The organism is Actinokineospora globicatena (assembly GCF_024171945.1).
In the GTDB taxonomy this organism is placed as follows: domain Bacteria; phylum Actinomycetota; class Actinomycetes; order Mycobacteriales; family Pseudonocardiaceae; genus Actinokineospora; species Actinokineospora globicatena.
Map to the genome: position 1 here is coordinate 1,002,510 of NZ_JAMTCR010000003.1, position 19,787 is coordinate 1,022,296.

At 69.4% G+C, this 19,787-nt stretch carries 17 protein-coding genes; 12 read left to right on the forward strand and 5 right to left on the reverse strand.

Going from position 1 to position 19,787, the window contains the following annotated elements:
* Positions 1–16 precede the first annotated feature (16 nt).
* The 3 genes from LV79_RS17885 to LV79_RS17895 all read right to left on the reverse strand — a co-directional run bounded on the left by LV79_RS17885 (position 17) and on the right by LV79_RS17895 (position 3,080).
* Positions 17–1,468 (reverse strand): MFS transporter, encoded by a 1,452-nt coding sequence (locus tag LV79_RS17885; RefSeq protein WP_253838167.1) that lies wholly within the window; start codon positions 1,466–1,468, stop codon positions 17–19.
* A gap of 44 nt (positions 1,469–1,512) precedes the next feature.
* Positions 1,513–1,938 carry a MarR family winged helix-turn-helix transcriptional regulator gene (locus LV79_RS17890; protein ID WP_253838175.1) on the reverse strand — a complete coding sequence of 142 codons (426 nt, stop codon included), beginning with the start codon at positions 1,936–1,938 and terminating at the stop codon, positions 1,513–1,515.
* Positions 1,939–2,153: 215 nt separating this feature from the next.
* On the reverse strand, positions 2,154–3,080 hold the full coding sequence (locus tag LV79_RS17895) for a hypothetical protein (RefSeq protein WP_253838177.1): 927 nt from the start codon (positions 3,078–3,080) through the stop codon (positions 2,154–2,156).
* Between the two features lie 536 nt (positions 3,081–3,616).
* Between LV79_RS17895 and LV79_RS17900 the strand changes: the two genes are divergently transcribed.
* The 10 genes from LV79_RS17900 to LV79_RS17945 all read left to right on the forward strand — a co-directional run bounded on the left by LV79_RS17900 (position 3,617) and on the right by LV79_RS17945 (position 15,474).
* Positions 3,617–6,547, forward strand: a complete 2,931-nt coding sequence (locus LV79_RS17900; protein ID WP_253838179.1) for an AfsR/SARP family transcriptional regulator — start codon at positions 3,617–3,619, stop codon at positions 6,545–6,547.
* A 647-nt stretch (positions 6,548–7,194) separates the two neighbouring features.
* On the forward strand, positions 7,195–7,473 hold the full coding sequence (locus LV79_RS34530) for a hypothetical protein (protein ID WP_253838181.1): 279 nt from the start codon (positions 7,195–7,197) through the stop codon (positions 7,471–7,473).
* 116 nt (positions 7,474–7,589) lie between these two features.
* Positions 7,590–8,351, forward strand: coding sequence for an FAD-dependent thymidylate synthase (gene thyX, locus LV79_RS17910; RefSeq protein WP_253838183.1), 762 nt, complete (start codon positions 7,590–7,592; stop codon positions 8,349–8,351).
* Entirely contained in the window at positions 8,351–8,968 is a 618-nt protein-coding gene (locus tag LV79_RS17915; protein WP_253838185.1) for an LOG family protein, read from the forward strand. The genes thyX and LV79_RS17915 overlap by 1 nt, the downstream gene beginning before the upstream one ends.
* Positions 8,965–10,005, forward strand: a complete 1,041-nt coding sequence (locus LV79_RS17920; protein ID WP_253838187.1) for an isopenicillin N synthase family dioxygenase — start codon at positions 8,965–8,967, stop codon at positions 10,003–10,005. Before LV79_RS17915 ends, LV79_RS17920 begins: the two co-directional genes overlap by 4 nt.
* A 40-nt stretch (positions 10,006–10,045) precedes the next feature.
* Entirely contained in the window at positions 10,046–11,326 is a 1,281-nt protein-coding gene (locus LV79_RS17925; protein ID WP_253838189.1) for an MFS transporter, read from the forward strand.
* A gap of 57 nt (positions 11,327–11,383) precedes the next feature.
* Entirely contained in the window at positions 11,384–12,622 is a 1,239-nt protein-coding gene (locus LV79_RS17930; RefSeq protein WP_253838191.1) for an ATP-grasp domain-containing protein, read from the forward strand.
* Positions 12,619–13,908: an ATP-grasp domain-containing protein gene (locus LV79_RS17935; protein ID WP_253838192.1), complete on the forward strand. Its 1,290-nt coding sequence runs from the start codon at positions 12,619–12,621 to the stop codon at positions 13,906–13,908. Before LV79_RS17930 ends, LV79_RS17935 begins: the two co-directional genes overlap by 4 nt.
* A gap of 47 nt (positions 13,909–13,955) precedes the next feature.
* Entirely contained in the window at positions 13,956–14,951 is a 996-nt protein-coding gene (locus tag LV79_RS17940) for an aspartyl/asparaginyl beta-hydroxylase domain-containing protein (RefSeq protein WP_253838193.1), read from the forward strand.
* A 97-nt stretch (positions 14,952–15,048) separates the two neighbouring features.
* On the forward strand, positions 15,049–15,474 hold the full coding sequence (locus tag LV79_RS17945) for a PPOX class F420-dependent oxidoreductase (protein WP_253838194.1): 426 nt from the start codon (positions 15,049–15,051) through the stop codon (positions 15,472–15,474).
* Here LV79_RS17945 and LV79_RS17950 read toward each other — a convergent pair.
* Positions 15,442–16,419, reverse strand: a complete 978-nt coding sequence (locus tag LV79_RS17950; RefSeq protein WP_253838195.1) for a helix-turn-helix transcriptional regulator — start codon at positions 16,417–16,419, stop codon at positions 15,442–15,444. The two genes, LV79_RS17945 and LV79_RS17950, sit on opposite strands and share 33 nt — an antisense overlap.
* A 63-nt stretch (positions 16,420–16,482) precedes the next feature.
* On the opposite strand from LV79_RS17950, the gene LV79_RS17955 reads away from it, so the two are divergent.
* Positions 16,483–17,412 (forward strand): alpha/beta fold hydrolase, encoded by a 930-nt coding sequence (locus tag LV79_RS17955; RefSeq protein WP_253838196.1) that lies wholly within the window; start codon positions 16,483–16,485, stop codon positions 17,410–17,412.
* A gap of 100 nt (positions 17,413–17,512) precedes the next feature.
* On the opposite strand, the gene LV79_RS17960 is transcribed toward LV79_RS17955, so the two are convergent.
* The gene (locus LV79_RS17960) at positions 17,513–18,943 is read right to left on the reverse strand and encodes a helix-turn-helix domain-containing protein (protein ID WP_301321141.1); all 1,431 of its coding nucleotides are present in this window, start codon (positions 18,941–18,943) and stop codon (positions 17,513–17,515) included.
* Positions 18,944–19,370: 427 nt separating this feature from the next.
* On the opposite strand from LV79_RS17960, the gene LV79_RS17970 reads away from it, so the two are divergent.
* Positions 19,371–19,586: a hypothetical protein gene (locus LV79_RS17970; protein ID WP_253838197.1), complete on the forward strand. Its 216-nt coding sequence runs from the start codon at positions 19,371–19,373 to the stop codon at positions 19,584–19,586.
* Positions 19,587–19,787 lie beyond the last annotated feature (201 nt).

A 19,787-nucleotide genomic window follows, 5' to 3' on the forward strand; every position in this document is an offset into this window, starting at 1 on the left:
TCCTCCTTGACATGGGTCAGCTGACTGTGGCGCTGGCGGCCAACTCCTGCGCCGGGGCGGCGATGTCGTCGGGACGGGCTCGGCGCGGGAACAGCGGTGAGATGAGCAGGAACAGCCCGATGATGATGGCCTGGACCACGAGCGCGTCGCGGAAGCTGCTGGTCGCTTCGCCGGTAAGGACTCCAGCGAAGAATACGGTGCTGAACACCGCGACGCCGACTGAGCCGCCGATGGACTGGACCGCCGACAGGACTCCGGACGCGGAGCCGACCTCATCGTCGGCCACGGCACCCAGGACGGTGTTGAACACAGCCGCGATCACGATCCCGGCGCCGATCCCGGCCACCACGCTGCCGGGCACGATCCGCCAGATCGTGAACTCGGTCGTGTCGGCCAAGGCGAACCACAGCCACGCGACCCCGGCGAACTGGACCACAGCGCCCGCCTGCAGCACCGTGCGACCGAGCTTCGCGGCGAGCAATCCACCGCTGATGCCGCCGCCAACGGCTGTGCCCAGCGCGACCGGGAGGTTGCCCAGCCCGGCCTGCCCGGCGGTGAAGCCCTCCCCGATCTGCAGGAAGAACGTCAGCACCAACTGGGTCCCGATCAGACCGCCGAAGAACAGCGCGACCGCGACCAACCCGACGGTGAACGCGGACTTGCCGAACAGGCTCGGCGTGACCAGCGGGGTGCGGTCGCGGCGCACCATTCGACGCTGCCACAACGCGAACACCACGTAGCCGATCGCGGCGGCGGTGAGCGACAACCAAGTCCACAGTGGCCAGCCAGCGGATTGCCCTTCGTTCAACGGAAGGACAAGCAGCGCGGAGGCACCAGCGACGAGAACGGCACCGACGATGTCCACCCGCAGCGTCCGGGTCTTCTCGCCGCGGGGCACGAGCCGCCACGACAACGCGAGCGCGGCGAGGCCGATGGGAACGTTGACCAGGAACACCATCCGCCAGCCGAGCCCGAACAGGTCCCAGTCCACGAGCGCGCCGCCCAGGACCGGACCCAGCACGCCGCCGAGGCCGAGCACGGGACCGAACACAGCGAGGGCCTTTGTCAGGTCACGTGGGCTGAGGTTGTCGCGCAGGATGCCCAGGCCCTGGGGCAGCATCATGGCCCCGGCCACGCCTTGGACCAGCCGGAAGGTGATCAGCAGACCGGTGCTCGGCGCCAGCGCGCACAACAGCGACGCGGCGATGAACCCGACGAGCCCGACGAGAAACATCGGGCGGCGCCCATAGCGGTCACCCAGGCGCCCGCCGAGCACCAGACCCGCGCCGAGGGTCAGCGCGTAGCCGCCGATCACCCATTGCAGGCCCACCGGGCTGGCGCCCAGGGACCGTTCCAGCGCGGGACCGGCGACGTTGACGATCGTCGAGTCCAGCAGGTCCATCAGTTCGACGACGAGCACCGTGGCCAGCAGCCACCACATCGACCGGGTCTTTCCTGGCACAGCCATGTCTTCTCCGAACTGGGGTTGATCAACGCAGTCTTGCTCGGCGATCAGTCCTGGGGCAGGGAATCCGCAGTGTCGGTGTAGATCCACACGACCCCGGCCAGAAAGTTCTCCACGGCGGCCCGGTCCTCGGGACTCAACGCCTCGACCAGTCCCTCCACGCCGTGCAGCAGCGGCCCGAGGTGACCGAAGAGCCGGGCCATCGACTCCTGGACCGGCTCAACCAACACCTTCCGACGATCGGTGGCGTGCGGGCGGCGGACCACGTGCCCAGCGTTCTCCAACCGATCCACGATGTGCGTACTCGCAGCCGTCGACACCCGTAGCCGATCAGCCAGGTCCTTGGCGGTCAACGGCCCCTCACTGGCAAGGTGCTCCATCGCCGACAACCCCGTGGTGTTGACCCCCAGAGCCCCACTGAGCCGCTTCTCGATAACCCGCGTCAGCGCCCCCACCTCCTGCAGGCGCTCCATCACCGGATTCCCCACCCCCGGCGACTCAACCCGCCACCTACCCGCGACCTGCTCCTCGGCGGATGCGGTACCCAAAGGGCTACGTGGCGGCGTCATGCTCGATAGTCTACTAGCTAAGTCACTAACTAGCTTAGCTATATTTCGTGACCGCAGACACACCGCCCTCAGCCCGCGCGGGTCACGGGCTCCCCCACCGTCCTGGTCAGCAACAACCCCTAGCCCACATCGAGCGCACCTTGAAGGGCCGACACGCAATCCCCGCACCTGACCAGATCCGCCAGAAGCTGTCGCCCGCCGTGCCCCGTGCAGAACGACACATCGCACGCCACGCACCGCCCGAGCGCCACATCGTCGCAACCGCCCAGTTCACATCTCGCGGCCCGCGCTTTCACCAGGCGGTACGCCATCTGCGCACACCCCCACAAGCTGACCGCACAGCCGTATTCCTGATGCACCAAGTAGACCGAGTCGCGCCCCGCTGACCGCGGCCGACCGCGGGACAACACCGTTGTCGCGTCGAGTGCCGCTCGGCCATCCGGAAGCACGTAGAGCGGGTACGTCCGCCACGACGACAGAGCGGAGTCACCGTTCCTCGTTGCCCCGTCAGAGAAGTGCCACGCGTCCGTGTGGTCGACCACCGTCTCCTCCTTGAAGAGACGACGGCGTGTCGAGTAGACGGGCATCCGGTCCAAGGCGACCCGAGCGGCACCGGCACGGCTCGCGAACCACGCGGCCAGCGCGGTCGAGTCCCACGGCGGTGACGAGGAGGTCCACCTCTCCGGGTCGCTCCCCATCTCGGGCAGGATCTCCGCCAGTGCCTCGAAGTGCACCGGCGAACTCAACGCGCTCGACTTGCTGTCCCTGATCGCGCCGGGGATGTGGCCCGCGTAAGGGAGCAGATAGGCGACCGTGCGCGTCAACCGCTGGTACGGATCCGCCACCTCCGCCAGTGCCCGGACCTTCCGCCCGTGCGCCTCACGGCGCTCCTGCCGCGCGTCTTTCGCCTCGCGGTGCACGCAGTTCCCACAAATCGACTCCTCGGCGACCATCGAGTGGACGTCGCACACCCACGTCCCGCAGCGGGTGCACGGACCTTCCGACAGGAAGCCGCAGTGGCACTCCGGCACGTTCTCGTTGCTCATGTCGATGTACTGGTGTCCGCAGGGCGTACCGACCGGAATGATCTGCACCGAACCGCCGGGCCCGAGGACCGGACCCGGCCCGAGCACCAACCCCGTGCAGACGTAGACACCCCGACTTACCTGCCGTCGGGTTCGCGCCCCACAGTGCGGACACCCCATCCATCCTCCTGCGGCGTCGAGACGAGTTGTACGTCGCGAAGAACCTCCGCCCGTTACTAGGCGACCAAGGTCCACCCGCAAGCGCGCCGGTCTCAGCGCGAAGGCGTCCGGACGGTTGGCCACCATGAGTCTCGATCACCCGTTCCGCCCCTGACGCGCTGAACTCCACTCGGTCACGGGCGGGGATTTTCCACCGCCACCCACATGGTGTAAATCGACTACGTAGCGGTCTTGCGACAGTCGGGTGACCGATCATCGGACTGGGCCGATTGGTTGGGGCGAAGCCACTGTTGGCGGAGCGCGTGGTCGCTAGAGTGCAGCATCGGGCGCGGGTGGGTTTTCGACTTGCCGGGGCGAGGGGGAGGGCGGGGGGACGGATGGACTCGGGATCGGGGCGGCGGGTGTCGGCATTCCGCGTGCTGGGTCCGTTGGAGGTGCACGGCGGGGAGCCGTTCCGGCTTTCGCCGGGGCGGCAGGAGATCGTGTTGGCGATGCTGTTGCTGGAGGCCAACCGGGTGGTGGGGACCAATCGGTTGATCGAGGCGATCTGGGACGGGGCGCCGCCCGCCACGGCCAGGGTGCAGGTGCAGATCTGCGTGTCGGCGCTGCGCAACGTCCTGCGCGAGTCGGGGTGGGCCGACGCGCTGGTCACGCGGGCGCCGGGGTATGTGTTACAGGTCCCCGACGACGAGGTCGACGCGCGGCTTTTCGCCCAGCTGACCGCGGATGCCGACGTCCTGGCCGCGCAGGGCAACCTGAAAGAGGCCACCAAGGTCCTGCGCCAGGCCATCGGACTCTGGCGCGGTCCCGCGCTGGACGGTATTCACAGCAGGCTGGTGCGGGCGCGCGCCGCGCAGCTCGACGAGAGCCTGTTGCTGGCCAAGGAAACCTCGTTCGACCTGGCCTTCCGGGTCGGCGAGCACCACACCACGATCGGCGACATCGCGGCCCTGCTGCAGGAACACCCGCTGCGGGAACGGTTGCGCGGGCAGTACATGCTCGCCCTGTACCGCTCCGGGCGCCGCGCGGAAGCGCTGGAGGCCTACCGGGTCGGCCGGGAGTTGATGGTCGAGGAGCTGGGCATCGAGCCTGGTGCGGAGCTGCGCGAGCTGGAATCGGCGATGCTGTCGGACGCCCACCAACTGCTCGCGCCGCAGCCGACCGCGGTGGTCCGCACCGCGCCCGAACCCGTCAACGTGCCGCGACAACTGCCCGCCGACATCGCCGACTTCACCGGGCACGCCGACCTGATCGCCCGCGCGCGGTACCTGCTGGTCGGCCGGGACACGCGGCGCGCGGCGAAAGTGGTGGTGCTGGCCGGGAAACCGGGGGTCGGCAAGAGCGCGCTCGGGGTGCACGTGGCGCACGCCCTTGGCGAGAACCACTTCCCCGACGGTCAGCTCTACTGCGAGCTGGGCGGCACCGGCCCGACCCCGGCCGATCCCGCTGACGTGCTCGGCAGGTTCCTTCGCGCGCTCGGGGTCTTGGCGGAAGCGATCCCGGAGAGCCTAGGCGAGCGGGCGACCCTGTTCCGGCACCTGCTGGCGGACTCCCGGCTGCTGATCATGCTCGACGACGCCGCGTCGGAGTCGCAGGTCTGCCACCTGCTGCCGGGCAACAGCAACTGCGCGGTGGTGGTGACCAGCCGGGTCCGGCTCACCGGTCTGGCGGGCGCCAAGGTGCTCGAGGTCGACGTGCTCGAACCCGCGCAGGCCGTGCAGATGCTGGTGCAGGTGGTCGGGCAGGAGCGGGTCGCCGCCGAGCCCGCGGCGGCGGACGCGCTGGTGCTGCTGGTGGACCGATTACCCCTGGCGCTGCGCGTCATCTCGGCCCGGCTCGCGGCGCGGCCCACGTTGACGCTGTCGTGGATGCTGGAGCGGCTCTCCGACGAACAGCGCAGGCTCGACGAGCTCTCGCACGGGGAGATGGTGGTGCGCGCCAGCGTCGCGCTCACCTACGACGGCCTCGGCTCCCAAGCGCGCGAACTCCTTCGCCTGCTGGGCGCCCTGACCAGCTCGACCTTCCCGGCCTGGGTGGCGGCCGCGCTGCTCGGGGTCGACCTCGACCGGGGCACCGACCTGCTCGAGCACCTGGTCGACATGCAGATGATCGAGATCGCCGCCGGTGAGGTGGCCGCCATGCCGCGCTACCGGTTCCACGGTCTGCTGCGGCTGTTCGCCCGCGAGCGGCTCGAACAGGAGGGCGACGACGCCAACGCCGCGATCACCCGGGTCGTCGGCGGGTGGCTGGGGTTGGCCCGCGACGCGCACATCGCGCTCTACGGACGCGACAACAGCACCGTGCTGCACGGCGAGGGCGAACGCCTGCCGCTGCCGCGAGATCTGGTCGACCGGCTGCTGGCGCGGCCGCTGGCGTGGCTGGAGGCCGAGCGCGACTGCCTGTGCGGCGCGGTGGACCTGGCCGTGGCCGCTGGGCTCGACGAACACGCCTGGGACCTCGCGGTGACCCTCGTCGCGCTGTTCGAGGCGCGGCTCTACCACGAGCACTGGGAACGGACCCACACCCGAGCCCTGGAAGCGGTTCGCGCCACGGGCAACCGGCGCGGCGAGGCGGCACTGCTGTGCTCGCTGGGATCGATGCACCTGAGTGGGCGCAGGCTCTCCCAAGCCCGACAGGTACTGCGGCCCGCGCTGGCGACGTTCACCGACCTGGACGACGTGCACGGAATGGCCATCGCGCGGCGGAACCTGGCGTTGGTGGACCAGATGCGCGGCGAGGACGAGGCCGCGCGGCACGGCTACCAGACGGCCTCCGCGGAGTTCGCCGCCGTGGGCGACGTCGTGGGCCAGGCGCACGTGTGGGTGCAGATCGCCGCGCTGGAGCTGAAGTCCGGTGACATCGGCCGCGCGGAGCAGCACCTGTTGCGCGCCTTGGCGTTGTGCCCGCCGGAGGGAAGCAGGCGGGTGGAGAACCAGCTGCGGTTCCGGCTCAGCGAGCTGCTGGTGCGCCAGGCGCGGTACCAGCACGCGGCGGAGCTGCTCACCGGGCTGCTCGAGACCGTGCGGGTCAGCCGCGACCTCATGGGGCAGGTGCGGGTGCTGGAGCGGCTGGGCACGGTGAACGCGGTGCTGGGCAACCCGGGGGTCGCGGCGGAGATGCTGCGCGAGGCGCTGGAGCTGGCCGGGCAGGCGGTGAACACCGTGCCGGTCGACGGGATCCGCCGGGAGCTGGCGGCGCAGCTGCGCGAACTCGGCGACCACGAGGGCGCCGCGCGGGTGGAGAGCGAGGCCGGGACCGCGGCCACCCAGCCGTTGCGGCTGGTCGTGCACCGCGTCTCCGCCTGCTGAGACGACCGCGCGCGGCGATTGGGCCGAAAGGGCGATGCGCCGAGAGCTACACCGTGAAAGCGATCCGGAAATGGCGGACCTCGCGCTGAAGCGCCACCGGCTGTACCACTGTCAAGCGCCGCGCGTGTGGCTATCCAACAACTAGGACGCGGCTACTAGCGAACATCGGTCACGCAAATGCCGCAGGCCCGTTGATCCTGCCTTTCCCGGGCGGGTCACGGCAGCCACCAATTCACCGCGGCGGCGAACCGGGCGGGCGGCGCGACGCTCGCGCCACCCGCGTCAGACAGGGCCTGAACTGCTACTTCTCAGGTACCCCAAGGTGTGTCGGCCACCGCGGTTACCGCCACGGCTTGCCACATCGCGAGTGCCACGGCCAAGGTCGTCACGATCCTGCGCCCCCACATGGTCAGTGCCTGTTCCTCTCAGTGGACTTCCCCGGCGACGCGGTGCCCCGCGCCGCCACTGGTGATAACGGTACGAGCGGGTGGTATCCCGCCACTATTCCCCAAGACGCGTTCGGCGATGCCTCCGCGATAACCGCGGAATAGCCCTACCGGGTTGACTCGATAGCACCGGCCCACCAACCACGCCCTCGTCGCGCGGCGGGGTCGGGAACGTGACTATCACACAAATGGGGGGTTTGGGTGATTCCTGCCAAGAGGTCCGAGCCGACCGCGCTCGACCTGCTGCGCGGCGCGCAGCAGGCGGTGCTGGCGGGCGGGTACCCCGAGGAGCGGTTGACCGCGACGGCGGTGCACCTCATCAAGTGCGCCATCGAGGTGGTCTCGCTGCTGCCGCAACCGGATGTCGACGCCGCCAGGGCCGCGCTGAGCAGCGCCAGGGCCGCCGTCGTCACCGCCACCTACGCCGTGCAGGGCATCGACGGCGACACGCGCCACGCCCTGGCCGCCACCCCCGGCTGACGGCCCCCGCGAGACCCGCCCGGCGGTCGCACCAGACCGACCGGCGCAGCCAAGGCCTGGTCGGCGCGCGGCGCCGCACCAGGTGCGATGTCCACAACCAGAATGGATCACCAGTCGTGACCAGCCAGCTCGTCCGTCCCGAGAACCTCGCCGACGACGCCACGACCCCAGAGATCGAACTCCGCAGCGAGATCACCGTGCAACTGGTCGACCACCAGGCCAGCGACCTCGGCGTGGTCCGCGCGGCCCGGGTGTCCACCGTCGGCGAGATCGCCCACACCGAGAACAACACCGACGGCTACGTGCAGGGCCTGATCAAGTACCTGATGAAGGCCAGGCACGGCAGCCCGTTCGAGCACAACTACCTGACGTTCCTGGTGTCGGCGCCGATCTTCACCGTGCGGCACATGATGCGCCACCGCACCTGGTCGTTCAACGAGGAGAGCGCCCGCTACCGCGAGGTGCGCCCGGTGTTCTACGTGCCAGACGCCCAGCGGTTGCTGCGCCAGAAGGGCAAGCCCGGCCACTACCAGTACGTCCCCGGCGCCGACGGCGACCACGAGCGCCTGGTCGACATCGCCAGGTCCACCTACGGCGCCGCGTACGCCGGCTACCACGAGCTGATCGAGCGCGGCGTCGCCCGCGAGGTCGCCCGCATGGTGCTGCCCAACGCCACCTACTCCTCGCTGTACGCGACCTGCAACGCGCGCTCGCTCATGCACTTCCTGAGCCTGCGCACGCACCGCGAGGACGCGACCTACCCGTCGCACCCGCAGCACGAGATCGCCGTCGTCGCCGAGGCGATGGAGGCCCAGTGGCGGCAGCTCATGCCGATCACGCACGCCGCGTTCGAGTCCTACGGGCGCGTGAGCCCCTGATGCGGGTCACGGTCTACGCGGGTTCGGCGCCCGGGGACTCCCCCGTGTTCGCCGACGAGGTCGGGCGCTTCGTCGCCGAGCTCGCCGGGCGCGGCACCGAGTTCGTCTACGGCGGTGGCAGCACCGGGCTGATGGGCGTGGTGGCCGACCGCGCGCTCGCCGAGGGCGGCAAGGTCATCGGCGTCATCCCGCGCGAGCTGGTGGACGCCGAGATCGCCCACCCCGGGCTCACCGAGCTGCACGTGGTGCCCACCATGCACGAGCGCAAGCAGCTGCTGGCGGAGCTGGGCGACGCGATCGTCGCGGTCCCCGGCGGGGTCGGCACGCTCGAGGAGCTCTTCGAGGTGTGGGCCGCCCTCATCCTCGGGCACCACCGCAAACCGTTGGTGCTGCTCAACATCGACGGGTACTGGGACCCGCTGGTCGACGTGGTCGTCCGGATGGCGGGACGGGGTTTCCTGCGGGAGGCCGAGCGCGGTTCGCTGGTGTCGGTCACCGACGCCGCCGGGTTCGAGGAGGCGGTGCGCGCCTGGGCGCCGCCGCCGCCGCGCTGGCCCGCCCCCGACGCAACGCAGGCTCCACAAGCACAGCAGTCACGAGGTGAGGATCTCGGATGACCATTTCCGAAGCAGGCACCCGGAAGGCGCCGGTCACGCTGATCGACGGCTACGTGCCGGTCATCGACCTGTCCAGCGCCCGCGAGGGCGACGAGCGGGCGCGCGCCCTGGTCGCCAAGACCCTGGGCCGGGTCTGCGAGACCAGCGGCTTCCTGGCGATCGTCGGCCACGGCGTCCCGCAGGAGCGCATCGATGAGATGTACCGCGCGACCCGCGAGTTCTTCGCGCTGGCGGACGAGCGGAAGCTGGCGCTGGTCAGCACCCCCGACGACCCGCTGATGCGCGGGTTCGGCCGCCAGGGCAGCCTCGCCGCGTCCAACTCCGACGCCTCGGTCGAGCAGGAGCGCGACCTGCCGGACCTGTCGCAGACCTACACCTACAACCGGCTCGGCGAGCCGAACGGACCGACCCTGCCCGAGGGCTCGAACCCGCTGCTCACCACGCCGAACCTGTGGCCGGAGCTGCCCGGGTTCGCGGAGGCCTACCGGGCCTACTACGCGAGCATGGAGGACCTGGCCACCGAGCTGATGCGGCTGTTCGCGCTGGCACTGGACCTGCCGGAGAACTGGTTCGACGACAAGGTCGACGACCACATGACGAACCTGACCGCGAACTACTACCCGGCGCAGCTGGTGCCGCCCAAGCCCGGTCAGCTGCGCAAGGGCCAGCACAGCGACTGGGGCAGCCTCACCATCCTGTACCAGGACGACGCCCCCGGCGGCCTGCAGGTGCTCGACAAGGTCGGCGAGTGGGTCGACGTGCCCGCGATCGAGGGGTCGTTCGTCGTCAACATCGGTGACCTGATGGCGATCTGGACCAACGACCGCTGGGTGAGCACCGTGCACCGGGTGGTCAACCCGGCGCCGGAACTCGCGGCCAAGGAGCGGTTCTCGGTGCCGTTCTTCCACCAGCCGAACTACGGGGCGCTGATCGAGTGCATCCCGACCTGCACCGCCCCGGGCAACCCCCCGCGCTACGCCCCGGTCTACTCCGGGGAGTACATCATGGAGAAGTTCCGGCGCGCCTACGGCGAATAAGGTCCGGAAGACCCGCACCCACTCCCCTGCAAGGACTCCCATGCCTGACACCACCACCGCCGGCGCCGAGCGACCCCGTTCGCGCTGGGGCTTACCCGAGGTCAGGGGCCACACCCGGTTTCTCACCGCGGGCGCCATCGACAGCCTCGGCAGCGGCTTGCTCTTCGCCTTCCAGGTCGTGTACTTCGCCAGGACGACGTCGATGTCGCTGCTGGAGGTCGGCCTCGCGCTGACGGTGGCCCAACTGCTGGCGATCCCGGCACCGACGCTGTTCGGCCCGCTGGTGGACAGGTTCGGTCCCCGAGCGGTCGCCGCGGCGGGCAACCTGGTGGCAGGCGCGGGCTTCGCGGCGTACCTGGTGGCCGAGGACTTCTGGCACGTGGCGGTGCTCGGGCTGATCGTGCAGGTGGGCGTGAGCGCCTACTGGACCTCCTACGGCGCCCTGGTCGCCCTGGCGTCCACAGAGGACAACCGGACCCGCTGGTTCGGCCTGATGCAGGCGCTGCGCAACGCCGGTGTCGGCCTCGGCGGCGCGATCGCCGCCGCCGTGGTCGGCATCGGTGGCGTGAACTGGATGCACTGGCTGCTGGTGGCCAACGCGGTGTCGTACCTCTTCGCCGCGTGGCTGCTGGTCAGCTGGAACCCGGCGGGCGCGGACCCCGTGGTCGAGAAGGCGAGTGAGCCCGCCGAGGACGAGGATTCCGAGCCGGAACCGGAGAAGGCGGGCGGCTACCGGGTGGTGCTGCGCGACCGGGCGTTCATGCGGTTGGTGGCGGTGAACTTCGTGTTCGTGCTCTCGGCCATGGTGCTCAGCGTGCTGCTCGCGATCTACATCATCGAGACGCTGGAGGGCATCGTCTGGCTGGCCGGTGTGCTGCTCACGGTCAACACGGTGCTGGTGGCGACCACGCAGACGGTCATCAGCGGCTGGGTCGAGAAGCACCGGTCATCGCGGATGATCGCCCTCGCCGCGGTGCTCAACGCGGGCGCCTTCGGGCTCTTCGCCGCGGCGGGCCTGGTGCCCGCGTGGGCGATGATCCCCACGCTCGGCCTGGCGATCCTGGTCTACACCCTCGCCGAGATCATCCAGTCCCCCGCGGTGAGCACGCTGTCGATCGAACTGGCCCCGCCCGCACTGCGCGGGCGCTACCTGGCGGTGTTCCAGATGCTGTCGTGGAACGTCGGCGGCGCGCTGGCCCCGGCGCTGTTCACCACGCTGCTGTCGTGGGGCCGGATCTGGCCGTGGGTGGTGCTGATCGCGCTGAGCCTGCTGTCCACGCTGCTGGTGCGGGCGCCGCGCCAGCCCGCCGCCACCGCGTGAGTCCTCCGAGACCCGCTCCACCCCTCCCCCGCTGATACCCACACACAAGAGGCAACAATGACGAAGCTGCTGTTGATCGAAGCGAACGGCAACGCCGGGGAGGACCTGCTCAGGGCCGCCGAGGCACTGGGCGTGCGGACCTACGTCGCCACCCACGCCGACCTCTACGAGAAGTACCCGCAGAGCAGCAGGGACCTGATCGCGGGCACCGTGTTCACCGACTTCAGCGACCTGGAGCAGGCCCGCAAGGAACTGGTGGCCTACGGCCGCGAGACCGGTGTCGACGGCGTCATCACCGGCTGGGAGTTCTTCTCCGGCCTGTCCACCCTGGTCGCCGCCGACCTGGGTCTGCCGTCGCACGACCCGGCGCTCGCCGACGCCGTCCGCAACAAGCGGGCCATGGCCGAGGCGTTCGACCAGGCGGGTGCCCCGGCGCCGCGCACGGTCACCGGTCCCGACGCCGAGGTCCTCGCCGCGCGGATCGCCGAGGCCGGTCTGGACTACCCGCTGGTGGTCAAGCCTGCCGAGAACGCCGGGTCGATCGGGGTGTCCATCGTGCGCGAGGCGGCGGGCCTGGCGCGCGCGGTGGAGTTCGCCCAGGGCTGGCCCTTCGAGTTCCCGCACGGCACCCCGCTGGACAACTCGGTGCTGGCCCAGGAGTACGTGGGCGGCGTGGAGTTCAGCGTCGAGTCGGCCGTGGTCGACGGCGCGGTGCGGCACATCGCGGTGACCCAGAAGTTCACCACCGACGACGACAGCCGCGCGGAGCTGGGCCACACCGTGCCCGCGGAGCTGTCCTCCGGCGACCGCGCCACCCTGCTCGCGGGCGTCGAGGCGGGCCTGTCCGCGCTCGGCTTCCGGCACGGCATCGCCCACACCGAGATCAAGCTGGTCTCCCCGGGTGTCGCGAAGATCATCGAGATCGGCGCCCGGCCGCCTGGTGACCACATCATGAAGCTGGTGCGCCTGGCGACCGGGATCAGCGAGGCCGCCGCGTACATCGACATCGCGGTGGGCAAGGCGCCTTCGCTCGACCCGACCGAGGAGCGCGCGGCGGCGATCCGGTTCCTCACCCCGCCCAGCGCCGGGGTGTTCCGCGGCGTCAGCGGCGTGCCCGAGAGCGAACACGTCGTGGAGGCCGAGGTGTACGCCGAGCCGGGCAAGGAGATCGGCGACCCGACCGACAACGTGGCCCGTGTCGGCTACGTCATCGTCACCGCCGGGTCGACGACCGAGGTCAACGAGTTGGCCAACGACGTCGTGGGCGCGATCACCGTCGAGGTGGACCGCCCATGAGAAAGATAGCCTTCTTACGCTCCATCGAGATCCAGCAGACCGTCCCCTACCTCGAAGAGCTCGGTGTCGCCCTGCGCGAGCGGGGCCTGGTCGGGAAGCTGTTCTACACCGACGGCGAGTGCGCGCCCGGGGAGTTCCCCGGCGAGGTCGAGAAGATGCCCGCAGGAGTGTCGGTCGCCGAGACCCTGCGCCGCATCCGGGAGTGGGGCACCGACGGCGTCATCTCACTGTCCATTCCGGACGAGAACGCGCTGCGCGACGCACTGGTCTGCGAGCGGCTCGCGGCCGAGGGGATCCCGACGGTCATGCACAGCGCGGCGGCGACCGGGCTGATGGCCAACAAGTGGGAGACCAAGCTGCTGGTCGGCGCGCACGGGCTCGACACCCCCGAGGGGGTCCTGGTCGACGGCGACCTGCTCAACTCCCGGACCCTGCCGGTACCCGCGTACCGCGACTACCTCGTCGAGCGGGCAGGCGAACTCGGCTACCCGCTGCTGAGCAAGCCGCTGTGGGACTGCCTGGGCAACGGGATCCGCTTCCTGGCCGACCAGGGCGACCTCGACGGCTACCTCGACGAGCCCTACGACGGCAACGTCGTGCTGGAGCGGTGCGTGGCGGGCGAGCTGTGCTCGGTGGAGGTCGTCGGCGCGGCGGGCGACTACGTCGTGCAACCCTTGCTGTGGAAGGGTCCCACCGGCGGGGCCCCGACGTTCGCCTTCACCACGGTCCGCTACACCGCCCCGCGCGCGGAGGCCGACGAGCGCTTCGCACCGGTCGCCGAGCGGCTCAAGCGGCTGTGCGCGGCGCTCGAGGTGACCGGCTCGGTCGAGGTCGAGATGATCTACGTCGACGGCCGGTACGAGGTCATCGAGATCAACCCCCGGGTGTCCGGCTCGACCTCGCTGTCGATCGCGGCCTCGGGGCTCAACACCTACGTGGCGATGCTGGACATCCTGTTCGGCGAGTGGGGGCAGCGCCACGACGCGACCTCGGGGTCCGCCAAGCGGATCGCCCTGCAGTTCCCCACCACCCCGCTGGACGACGCGGCCGACGCCGACATCAGGGCCACCCTGGCGGTGGTGCGGTCGAGCAGCTTCACCATCGACGGCACCCGCTACGCCAACACGGTGATCACCTGCGAGTACTCCGATGTGGACACTCTCGGTGCCCACCTGGACGAGCTCTCCCGGCGGCACGGGTTCCTCATCCCGGAGGTCCGCGCCGCGGTCGACGACGTGCTCGCGGGTGTGCGGGCCGCTATCGACCCGGCGCTGGCCCAGGGCTGAGCGAGCCCCTCTCCCGTTTCCCACACATCTGCGAAAGGTCTACAACGGTGTCACTCGACAACCCACTCCCACCCACCGTGGCCAAGGTCCCGCCCGCCGTCCGACTCAAGCGCGACTACGACGCCGACCAGCTGCAGGACGACCTGCGCACGCTGAGCGAGCACCGGTGGAGCCTGCAGCGCAGCTACGCCGACGACGGCACCATCACCGAGGCCGAGATCGACTGGCGCTGCCTTTCGCTGCGCAGCGCCGCGGGCAACCTCGAGCGCACCGACCCCGGCGGCCCCGGCCTGGTCGAGCACGAGGACACCATCTGGCGGGACAAGGCGCCGTACCTGTCCCAGTTGCTCGCCGACATCCCCGCCGAGCTGCGCGCGGTGCGGCTGCTCTCGCTCGGGCCCGGCGCCAAGAGCTGGCTGCACAACGACACCAAGTACGGGCCTGCCTGGGGCAACGCCCGGCTGCACGTGCCGGTCACCACCTGCGAGGGCGCCAAGCTGTTCATGGAGGGCACCCTGCACCAGTGGCAGCCGGGCGAGTTCTGGTTCGGTGACTTCTCCCGCATGCACCAGGTGGAGAACACCGACACCGTGCCCCGGGTGCACATGGTGATCGACGCGCTGGTGTCCGAGGAGCTGCTGGAGCTGTTCCCCGACCACTACCTCGCCGACCTCGACCGCGACGACGTGCTCATCAACAAGAAGCGCGTGCCGCTGGCCGAGGACCAGTTGGGCGCGCACGCGGTGTCGTTCCCGATCCCGGTGTCGTTCCCCAGCTGGGAAGAGGAGGACGGAGAGTTCCTGCGGCCGCAGGAGCAGGCGGACGCCACGATCACCGTCGTCGACGGCGCGCTCGTGCTCACGGTGGCGGGCAAGCCGACCGCGAAGCTCATCCACATCGGCGACGGCGAGTTCCGCTTCGCCGGGTGGACCGACGAGCGCACCATCGCCGTGGCGCGCTCGGGTGACTCGGCCACGGTGACGCTGCGGACCCGCGTCGGCACAACGGTCCGCGAGCTCGACATCGCGGCCACCCCGCTCTGATCGGTAGACCATGAGGCGGGCCTCCTCGTGGGGCCCGCCTCCCTGTGCCGGAACGTATTGTGCACACTACTGTTGACGGCCACCGAGGAGGACCACGATGCCCCGCATGTCCGACGAGACCTGGCGCGCCTTCGCACTCACCGGCACCCGCACCGGGAAGCTGGCGGTCGTCCGTCGAGATGGGACACCGCACGTCACACCGATCTGGTTCCTTCTCGATGGTGACGACATTGTCTTCACCACCTGGTCGGATTCGGTGAAGTATCGGGCACTGCGCCGCACCGGGCGCTTCAGCGTGTGCGTGGACGACCAGGAGCCGCCGTACTCCTATGTCACTGTCACTGGGACGCCGACCTTCATCGACGATCTGACTGTCGTCCGCGAGTGGGCTACCCGCATCGGTGCGCGCTACATGGGCGAGCATCGCGCGGCGGAGTACGGCATCCGCAACTCCGTCCCTGGCGAGTACCTGGTGCGCGGCCGGATCGAGTCAGTCGTCGGTTTCACCGCGATCGCTGACTGAGCCGTACCGTTTGACGAGTGTGGTGCCGATTGAGGCTAGGTGGTCTCGCACGCCTTGGGGACTGGTGACTTCGACATAGTCGATGAGTCCGGAGAGTTCGCCCGCGAGCATGTACTCGCTGTGACCGCGGATCACGATCTCGACGCGGCCATCGGGCCTCGTTCCGCCCACTTCGAGTCGGCTGCCGAATGCCATCCGGAGCACGCCTACGCCGTCGGGCACGCAGAGGGCTTGGATCTCCAGGGGTGTGCGTTTGCGGTCGACCTCGTCGGCGATCTCGCGCCAACTCTCGGCTAGGTCGAAGTCGTCGGGTCGGTGCACGGGATCGTCGGTCGGGTTGACAGAGGACACGCGATCGATCCGGAAGGTCCGTCTCCCTGCGTCGGTGTTGGCGACCAGGTACCACGACGGTCCTTTCGCGACGATGCCCAGCGGGTGGACGGTTCGCTCGGATTCGGCACCTTTGCGGTCGAGGTAGCCAAGTCGCACTTGGACGCCGCGGATCACCGCGTCTTGGAGTGCGTCGAGGAACTGAGGTGGCCTGGGCTCGACGCGGTTCGTGCCCCATTGTTGCGGGTCCCTGACCAGCGATGACGCCGCGGCCTCGGCCTGCACCCGGAAGGGCTCTGGGAGGGCCTGGACGAGCTTGCGCAACGCCGCTTTCACGGCTGGTGTGGCCGCCGAGGCAGGGCCTGCGACGAGGAACAGGGCGCGGACCTCACTGGCGGTCAAGCCGGACAGGTCGGTGCGGGCGCCGCCCACGAGCCGCCAGCCGCCGCCCCGGCCCTGCGTGGAGTAGATGGGCACCCCGGCCATGGCCAGGGCATCCAGGTCACGGCGCGCGGTGCGCTCGGAGACCTCCAGCTCACGGGCGACTTCTGCCGCTGTCGTCTGCTCGCGCCGCTGCAGCATGAGGAGGATGGCCACCAGCCGGTCGGTTCGCACGAGAGCAACACTCGCACACAAACCGGTCATGGGCTGACCGGTTTAGGTCGGCACCATGGCGCCATGACCTACCCCACCGAGTTTCCCGAGCCCACCCTCGTGCCCGTCAACGGCGTGGAGCTCGAAGTCTTCGAGGCGGGCGCGGGACGCCCCATCGTCCTGTGCCACGGCTGGCCGGAACACGCCTACTCCTGGCGCCACCAAGTACCCGCCCTCGTCGCGGCGGGCTACCACGTCATCGTCCCCAACCAGCGGGGTTACGGGAACTCGTCCTGCCCGACCGAGGTGACCGACTACGACATCGAACACCTGACCGGCGACCTCGTGGCCCTGCTCGACCACTACGGCTACGAGGACGCCACCTTCGTCGGCCACGACTGGGGCGCGATGGTCGTCTGGGGCCTGGCCCTCCTGCACCCACAGCGCGTCAACAAAATCATCAACCTGAGCCTCCCCTACATCGAACGCGGCGAAAAGCCCTGGATCGAGTCCATGGAACAGTTCCTAGGTGGGGACTACTACTTCGTCCACTTCAACCGCCAACCAGGCGTCGCCGACGCCGTGTTCGACGCCAACACCCCCCAATTCCTCCGCAATCTCTTCCGCAAGAACGAGCCCCCCAGCACCCCCCAACCAGGCATGACCTTCGTCAACCTAGCCCACTCCCCCACCCCCCTCGGCGACCCACTAATGCCCGAAGCCGACCTAGCCATCTTCATCTCCGCCTTCACCACGACCGGCTTCACCCCCAGCGTGAACTGGTACAGAAACCTGGACCGCAACTGGCACCACCTAGCCGCTGCCAACCCTGTCCTCCCCCACCCCACCCTCATGCTCCACGGCACCCGCGACGCCATCCCACCATCCGAAACCCTCACCGACTCCGTCCCCAACGCCACCGTCATCACCCTCGACTCCGGCCACTGGATCCAACAAGAACAACCAGCACAGACCACCCAGGCAATCCTGGGATGGCTAGCACAGCAGGACTGAGGCTCGAACCAGACCACCACGTCCATCGACTCGCTCAGCTCCGGGGCTAGCAATGCTCGACGGCCCCGGAGCCCTCATCTTGCTCGGTGGAGCGCTCGGATCAGATCGGGCTGCGTTGGGCGAGCAGGTCGCGGAGGTGTGCGGCCGGTTCCCCCGCGACCGAGCCCAGCCGCACTGCGATGTCAGCGGCACTGCGATCGATCCGCGTCGAGTGAACGCCTTCGGCGAGACCCGCGAACTCGGTCCACGCCGCCACAGCGCCGTCGGCGTCCTCGCGGCGGAATCGAATACCGCCCAGATCGGCCAGGACCATGGCGCGGGTGCGGCGGCGGTCAAGGCCGAGCGAGAGCGCGTGGTCGATGTGTTCCTCGGCGGCGAGCATGTCTCCCATGCGGGCATGGACCAGTGCCGCTTCGTGGGCCCATCGGCCTGGACTGTAGTGACCGGCCCAACTGAGGCCAGGCGTGTCCACCGCGCGGTCCATGGCACTCCCGGCCACTGACAGTCGAGCGCGGGCGGTCGCGAAGTCGCTGTCGGCCGCTGCCGCGCGCGCGTGAGTCGTGGCGTAGTAAGCCCGCGCTTTCGGCTCGCCGAGATGGCGTCCAGTCTGGTCGGCGGCACCGGCGAAACGGAGCGCCATACCCGTGTAACCGAGGTCAAGAGCTTGGTCGGCGAGCCCCCGAAGTGACGTGGCGGCAACCTCGGGGGCGCCTGCCTCATTCGCCAAGCGATAGCTGTGGAGGTAGTACCGCTGAGCAACGCCGTTCTCGCCCGCGTCACGCGCCATCCACCCCGCAAGATGCACCAACTCGGCGGTCGCGGTGACCAACTCACGCCCGACGGCCTCGGTATAGGCCCCGTCCAACCACCGCCCGACGTCATCGACCAGGTAGCGCACCACCAGATGACGCGCATGCGCACCCCCCAGTTCCGACGCGGTGTCCCCCAGAGCCGTGGTCATCGTCCGGATCGCCGCGACCTCCCCAGCACCAACCCGAACACCCCCCATCCGAGCCACAAGGCGCATGATCGCGTCCGGGTCGCCGGGAGCGAACGCCGCAGCCGCGACGGTCACCGCAGCCGACGCCAGGAACTCACGACGGTCCACGTCCGCGCCTCCCAACCTCAACACCGACTCCACGGTATCCCTGCCGGGCAGTCCATCACCGACGTCTCCACCTGGACCAGCGTGCCATCCCAGGGCCCCAACGTGCGTCTCCCGATCCTGCGGCACCTGGTCTTGGGATCGCTCTGCCACCCCTTGAGTCAGCAGGTGCGCATCGATAACGCCAACCGGCTCTAGATCGAGATTAGCCTGGACAGGACCGACTTCGAGTAGCGCCACCAGTTCGTGAAGTGGCACCGTCAGAGCGTCCGCCAGCCGACGTCGGATCCCCGGCATGGGTGCCTGGTTTCCCGATTCCCACCGCGCTACCGTCGAGCGCTCTACCCTTAGTGCCTCCGCCAGGGTCTCCTGGGTGAATCCCATCGCAGTTCTGCGTTGGGCCAGTGCACGTCGTCGCGTTGCCATGACATCCCCATCCGCCCACGCTCGATGCGCCGATCGTGCCACATTTCACGACGTCGACACCACTCGCCGCGGAGCGCTGAACTGGGGAAACAGCCCATCGGCACCACCGTCTCCTGGCGGCACAACCCGATTCACCCGAATGAACTATCGGATCAGGCCGACGATGGCCACACGTGCTGCCGCAAATCTCGGTCTGGCACAGCAATTCTCGTAGCCGTGCTAGGGGCGTTGCCCCAAGTCTTCCGTGAAGAACGCGTTGCGGCGATGGTGACGCCACAAGGACGCCACAAGGTAGCCGCATTGCCGCTCTGTCGCTGCCGCGGCCGTCGCCCTAATTTGGTGGACACAGCACGGGACGCCGTCAGGTGGCAACCGTTCAATATCAACGTCGCGTGGATTGGCTACGCGCAGAAGTGAGGCTCCACAAATGTATGCCCCGACTCTCGATGTCTACGCGAAGGTCACCACCGGCTGTCCGATGTCGTTCGAGACCAACACGGTGGGAGAGACCGAGTTCACCCGCGGAGGCCGCATGAACGGAGTCGTGGTGCTCACCTTCACCGGCGACACCCTCCGCGATTTCCTCGCCGTGGCCACCGAGGCGACGGCAGCGTCCGAGCGGCCCGCGGGGTTGGGCCGCTGACCGCTCTCCTTGCTTACCCACACACAGTGCTTGCCCCGCAGGCACTTGATCCACCCGCTGCATGGACACCATGGGTCGTGCCGAGACTCGATCGGGCACTCATGCAGCCTCATGCCGAGTTCGAGCTAGCTTTCCGGCTGCGCGACGAGATACACGACCTCAAACACGAACTACTCCGTTCGTGTCCTCCCTGTCACGACC

Excerpts from the sequence above, each read along its gene's own strand:
- LV79_RS17885 (WP_253838167.1), bottom strand. The coding sequence starts at position 1,468 with ATGGCTGTGCCAGGAAAGACCCGGTCGATGTGGTGGCTGCTGGCCACG.
- LV79_RS17890 (WP_253838175.1), bottom strand. The coding sequence starts at position 1,938 with ATGGAGCGCCTGCAGGAGGTGGGGGCGCTGACGCGGGTTATCGAGAAG.
- LV79_RS17895 (WP_253838177.1), bottom strand. The coding sequence starts at position 3,080 with ATGAGCAACGAGAACGTGCCGGAGTGCCACTGCGGCTTCCTGTCGGAA.
- LV79_RS17900 (WP_253838179.1), top strand. The coding sequence starts at position 3,617 with ATGGACTCGGGATCGGGGCGGCGGGTGTCGGCATTCCGCGTGCTGGGT.
- LV79_RS17915 (WP_253838185.1), top strand. The coding sequence starts at position 8,351 with ATGCGGGTCACGGTCTACGCGGGTTCGGCGCCCGGGGACTCCCCCGTG.
- LV79_RS17920 (WP_253838187.1), top strand. The coding sequence starts at position 8,965 with ATGACCATTTCCGAAGCAGGCACCCGGAAGGCGCCGGTCACGCTGATC.
- LV79_RS17925 (WP_253838189.1), top strand. The coding sequence starts at position 10,046 with ATGCCTGACACCACCACCGCCGGCGCCGAGCGACCCCGTTCGCGCTGG.
- LV79_RS17930 (WP_253838191.1), top strand. The coding sequence starts at position 11,384 with ATGACGAAGCTGCTGTTGATCGAAGCGAACGGCAACGCCGGGGAGGAC.
- LV79_RS17935 (WP_253838192.1), top strand. The coding sequence starts at position 12,619 with ATGAGAAAGATAGCCTTCTTACGCTCCATCGAGATCCAGCAGACCGTC.
- LV79_RS17945 (WP_253838194.1), top strand. The coding sequence starts at position 15,049 with ATGCCCCGCATGTCCGACGAGACCTGGCGCGCCTTCGCACTCACCGGC.
- LV79_RS17955 (WP_253838196.1), top strand. The coding sequence starts at position 16,483 with ATGACCTACCCCACCGAGTTTCCCGAGCCCACCCTCGTGCCCGTCAAC.
- LV79_RS17960 (WP_301321141.1), bottom strand. The coding sequence starts at position 18,943 with ATGGCAACGCGACGACGTGCACTGGCCCAACGCAGAACTGCGATGGGA.
- LV79_RS17970 (WP_253838197.1), top strand. The coding sequence starts at position 19,371 with ATGTATGCCCCGACTCTCGATGTCTACGCGAAGGTCACCACCGGCTGT.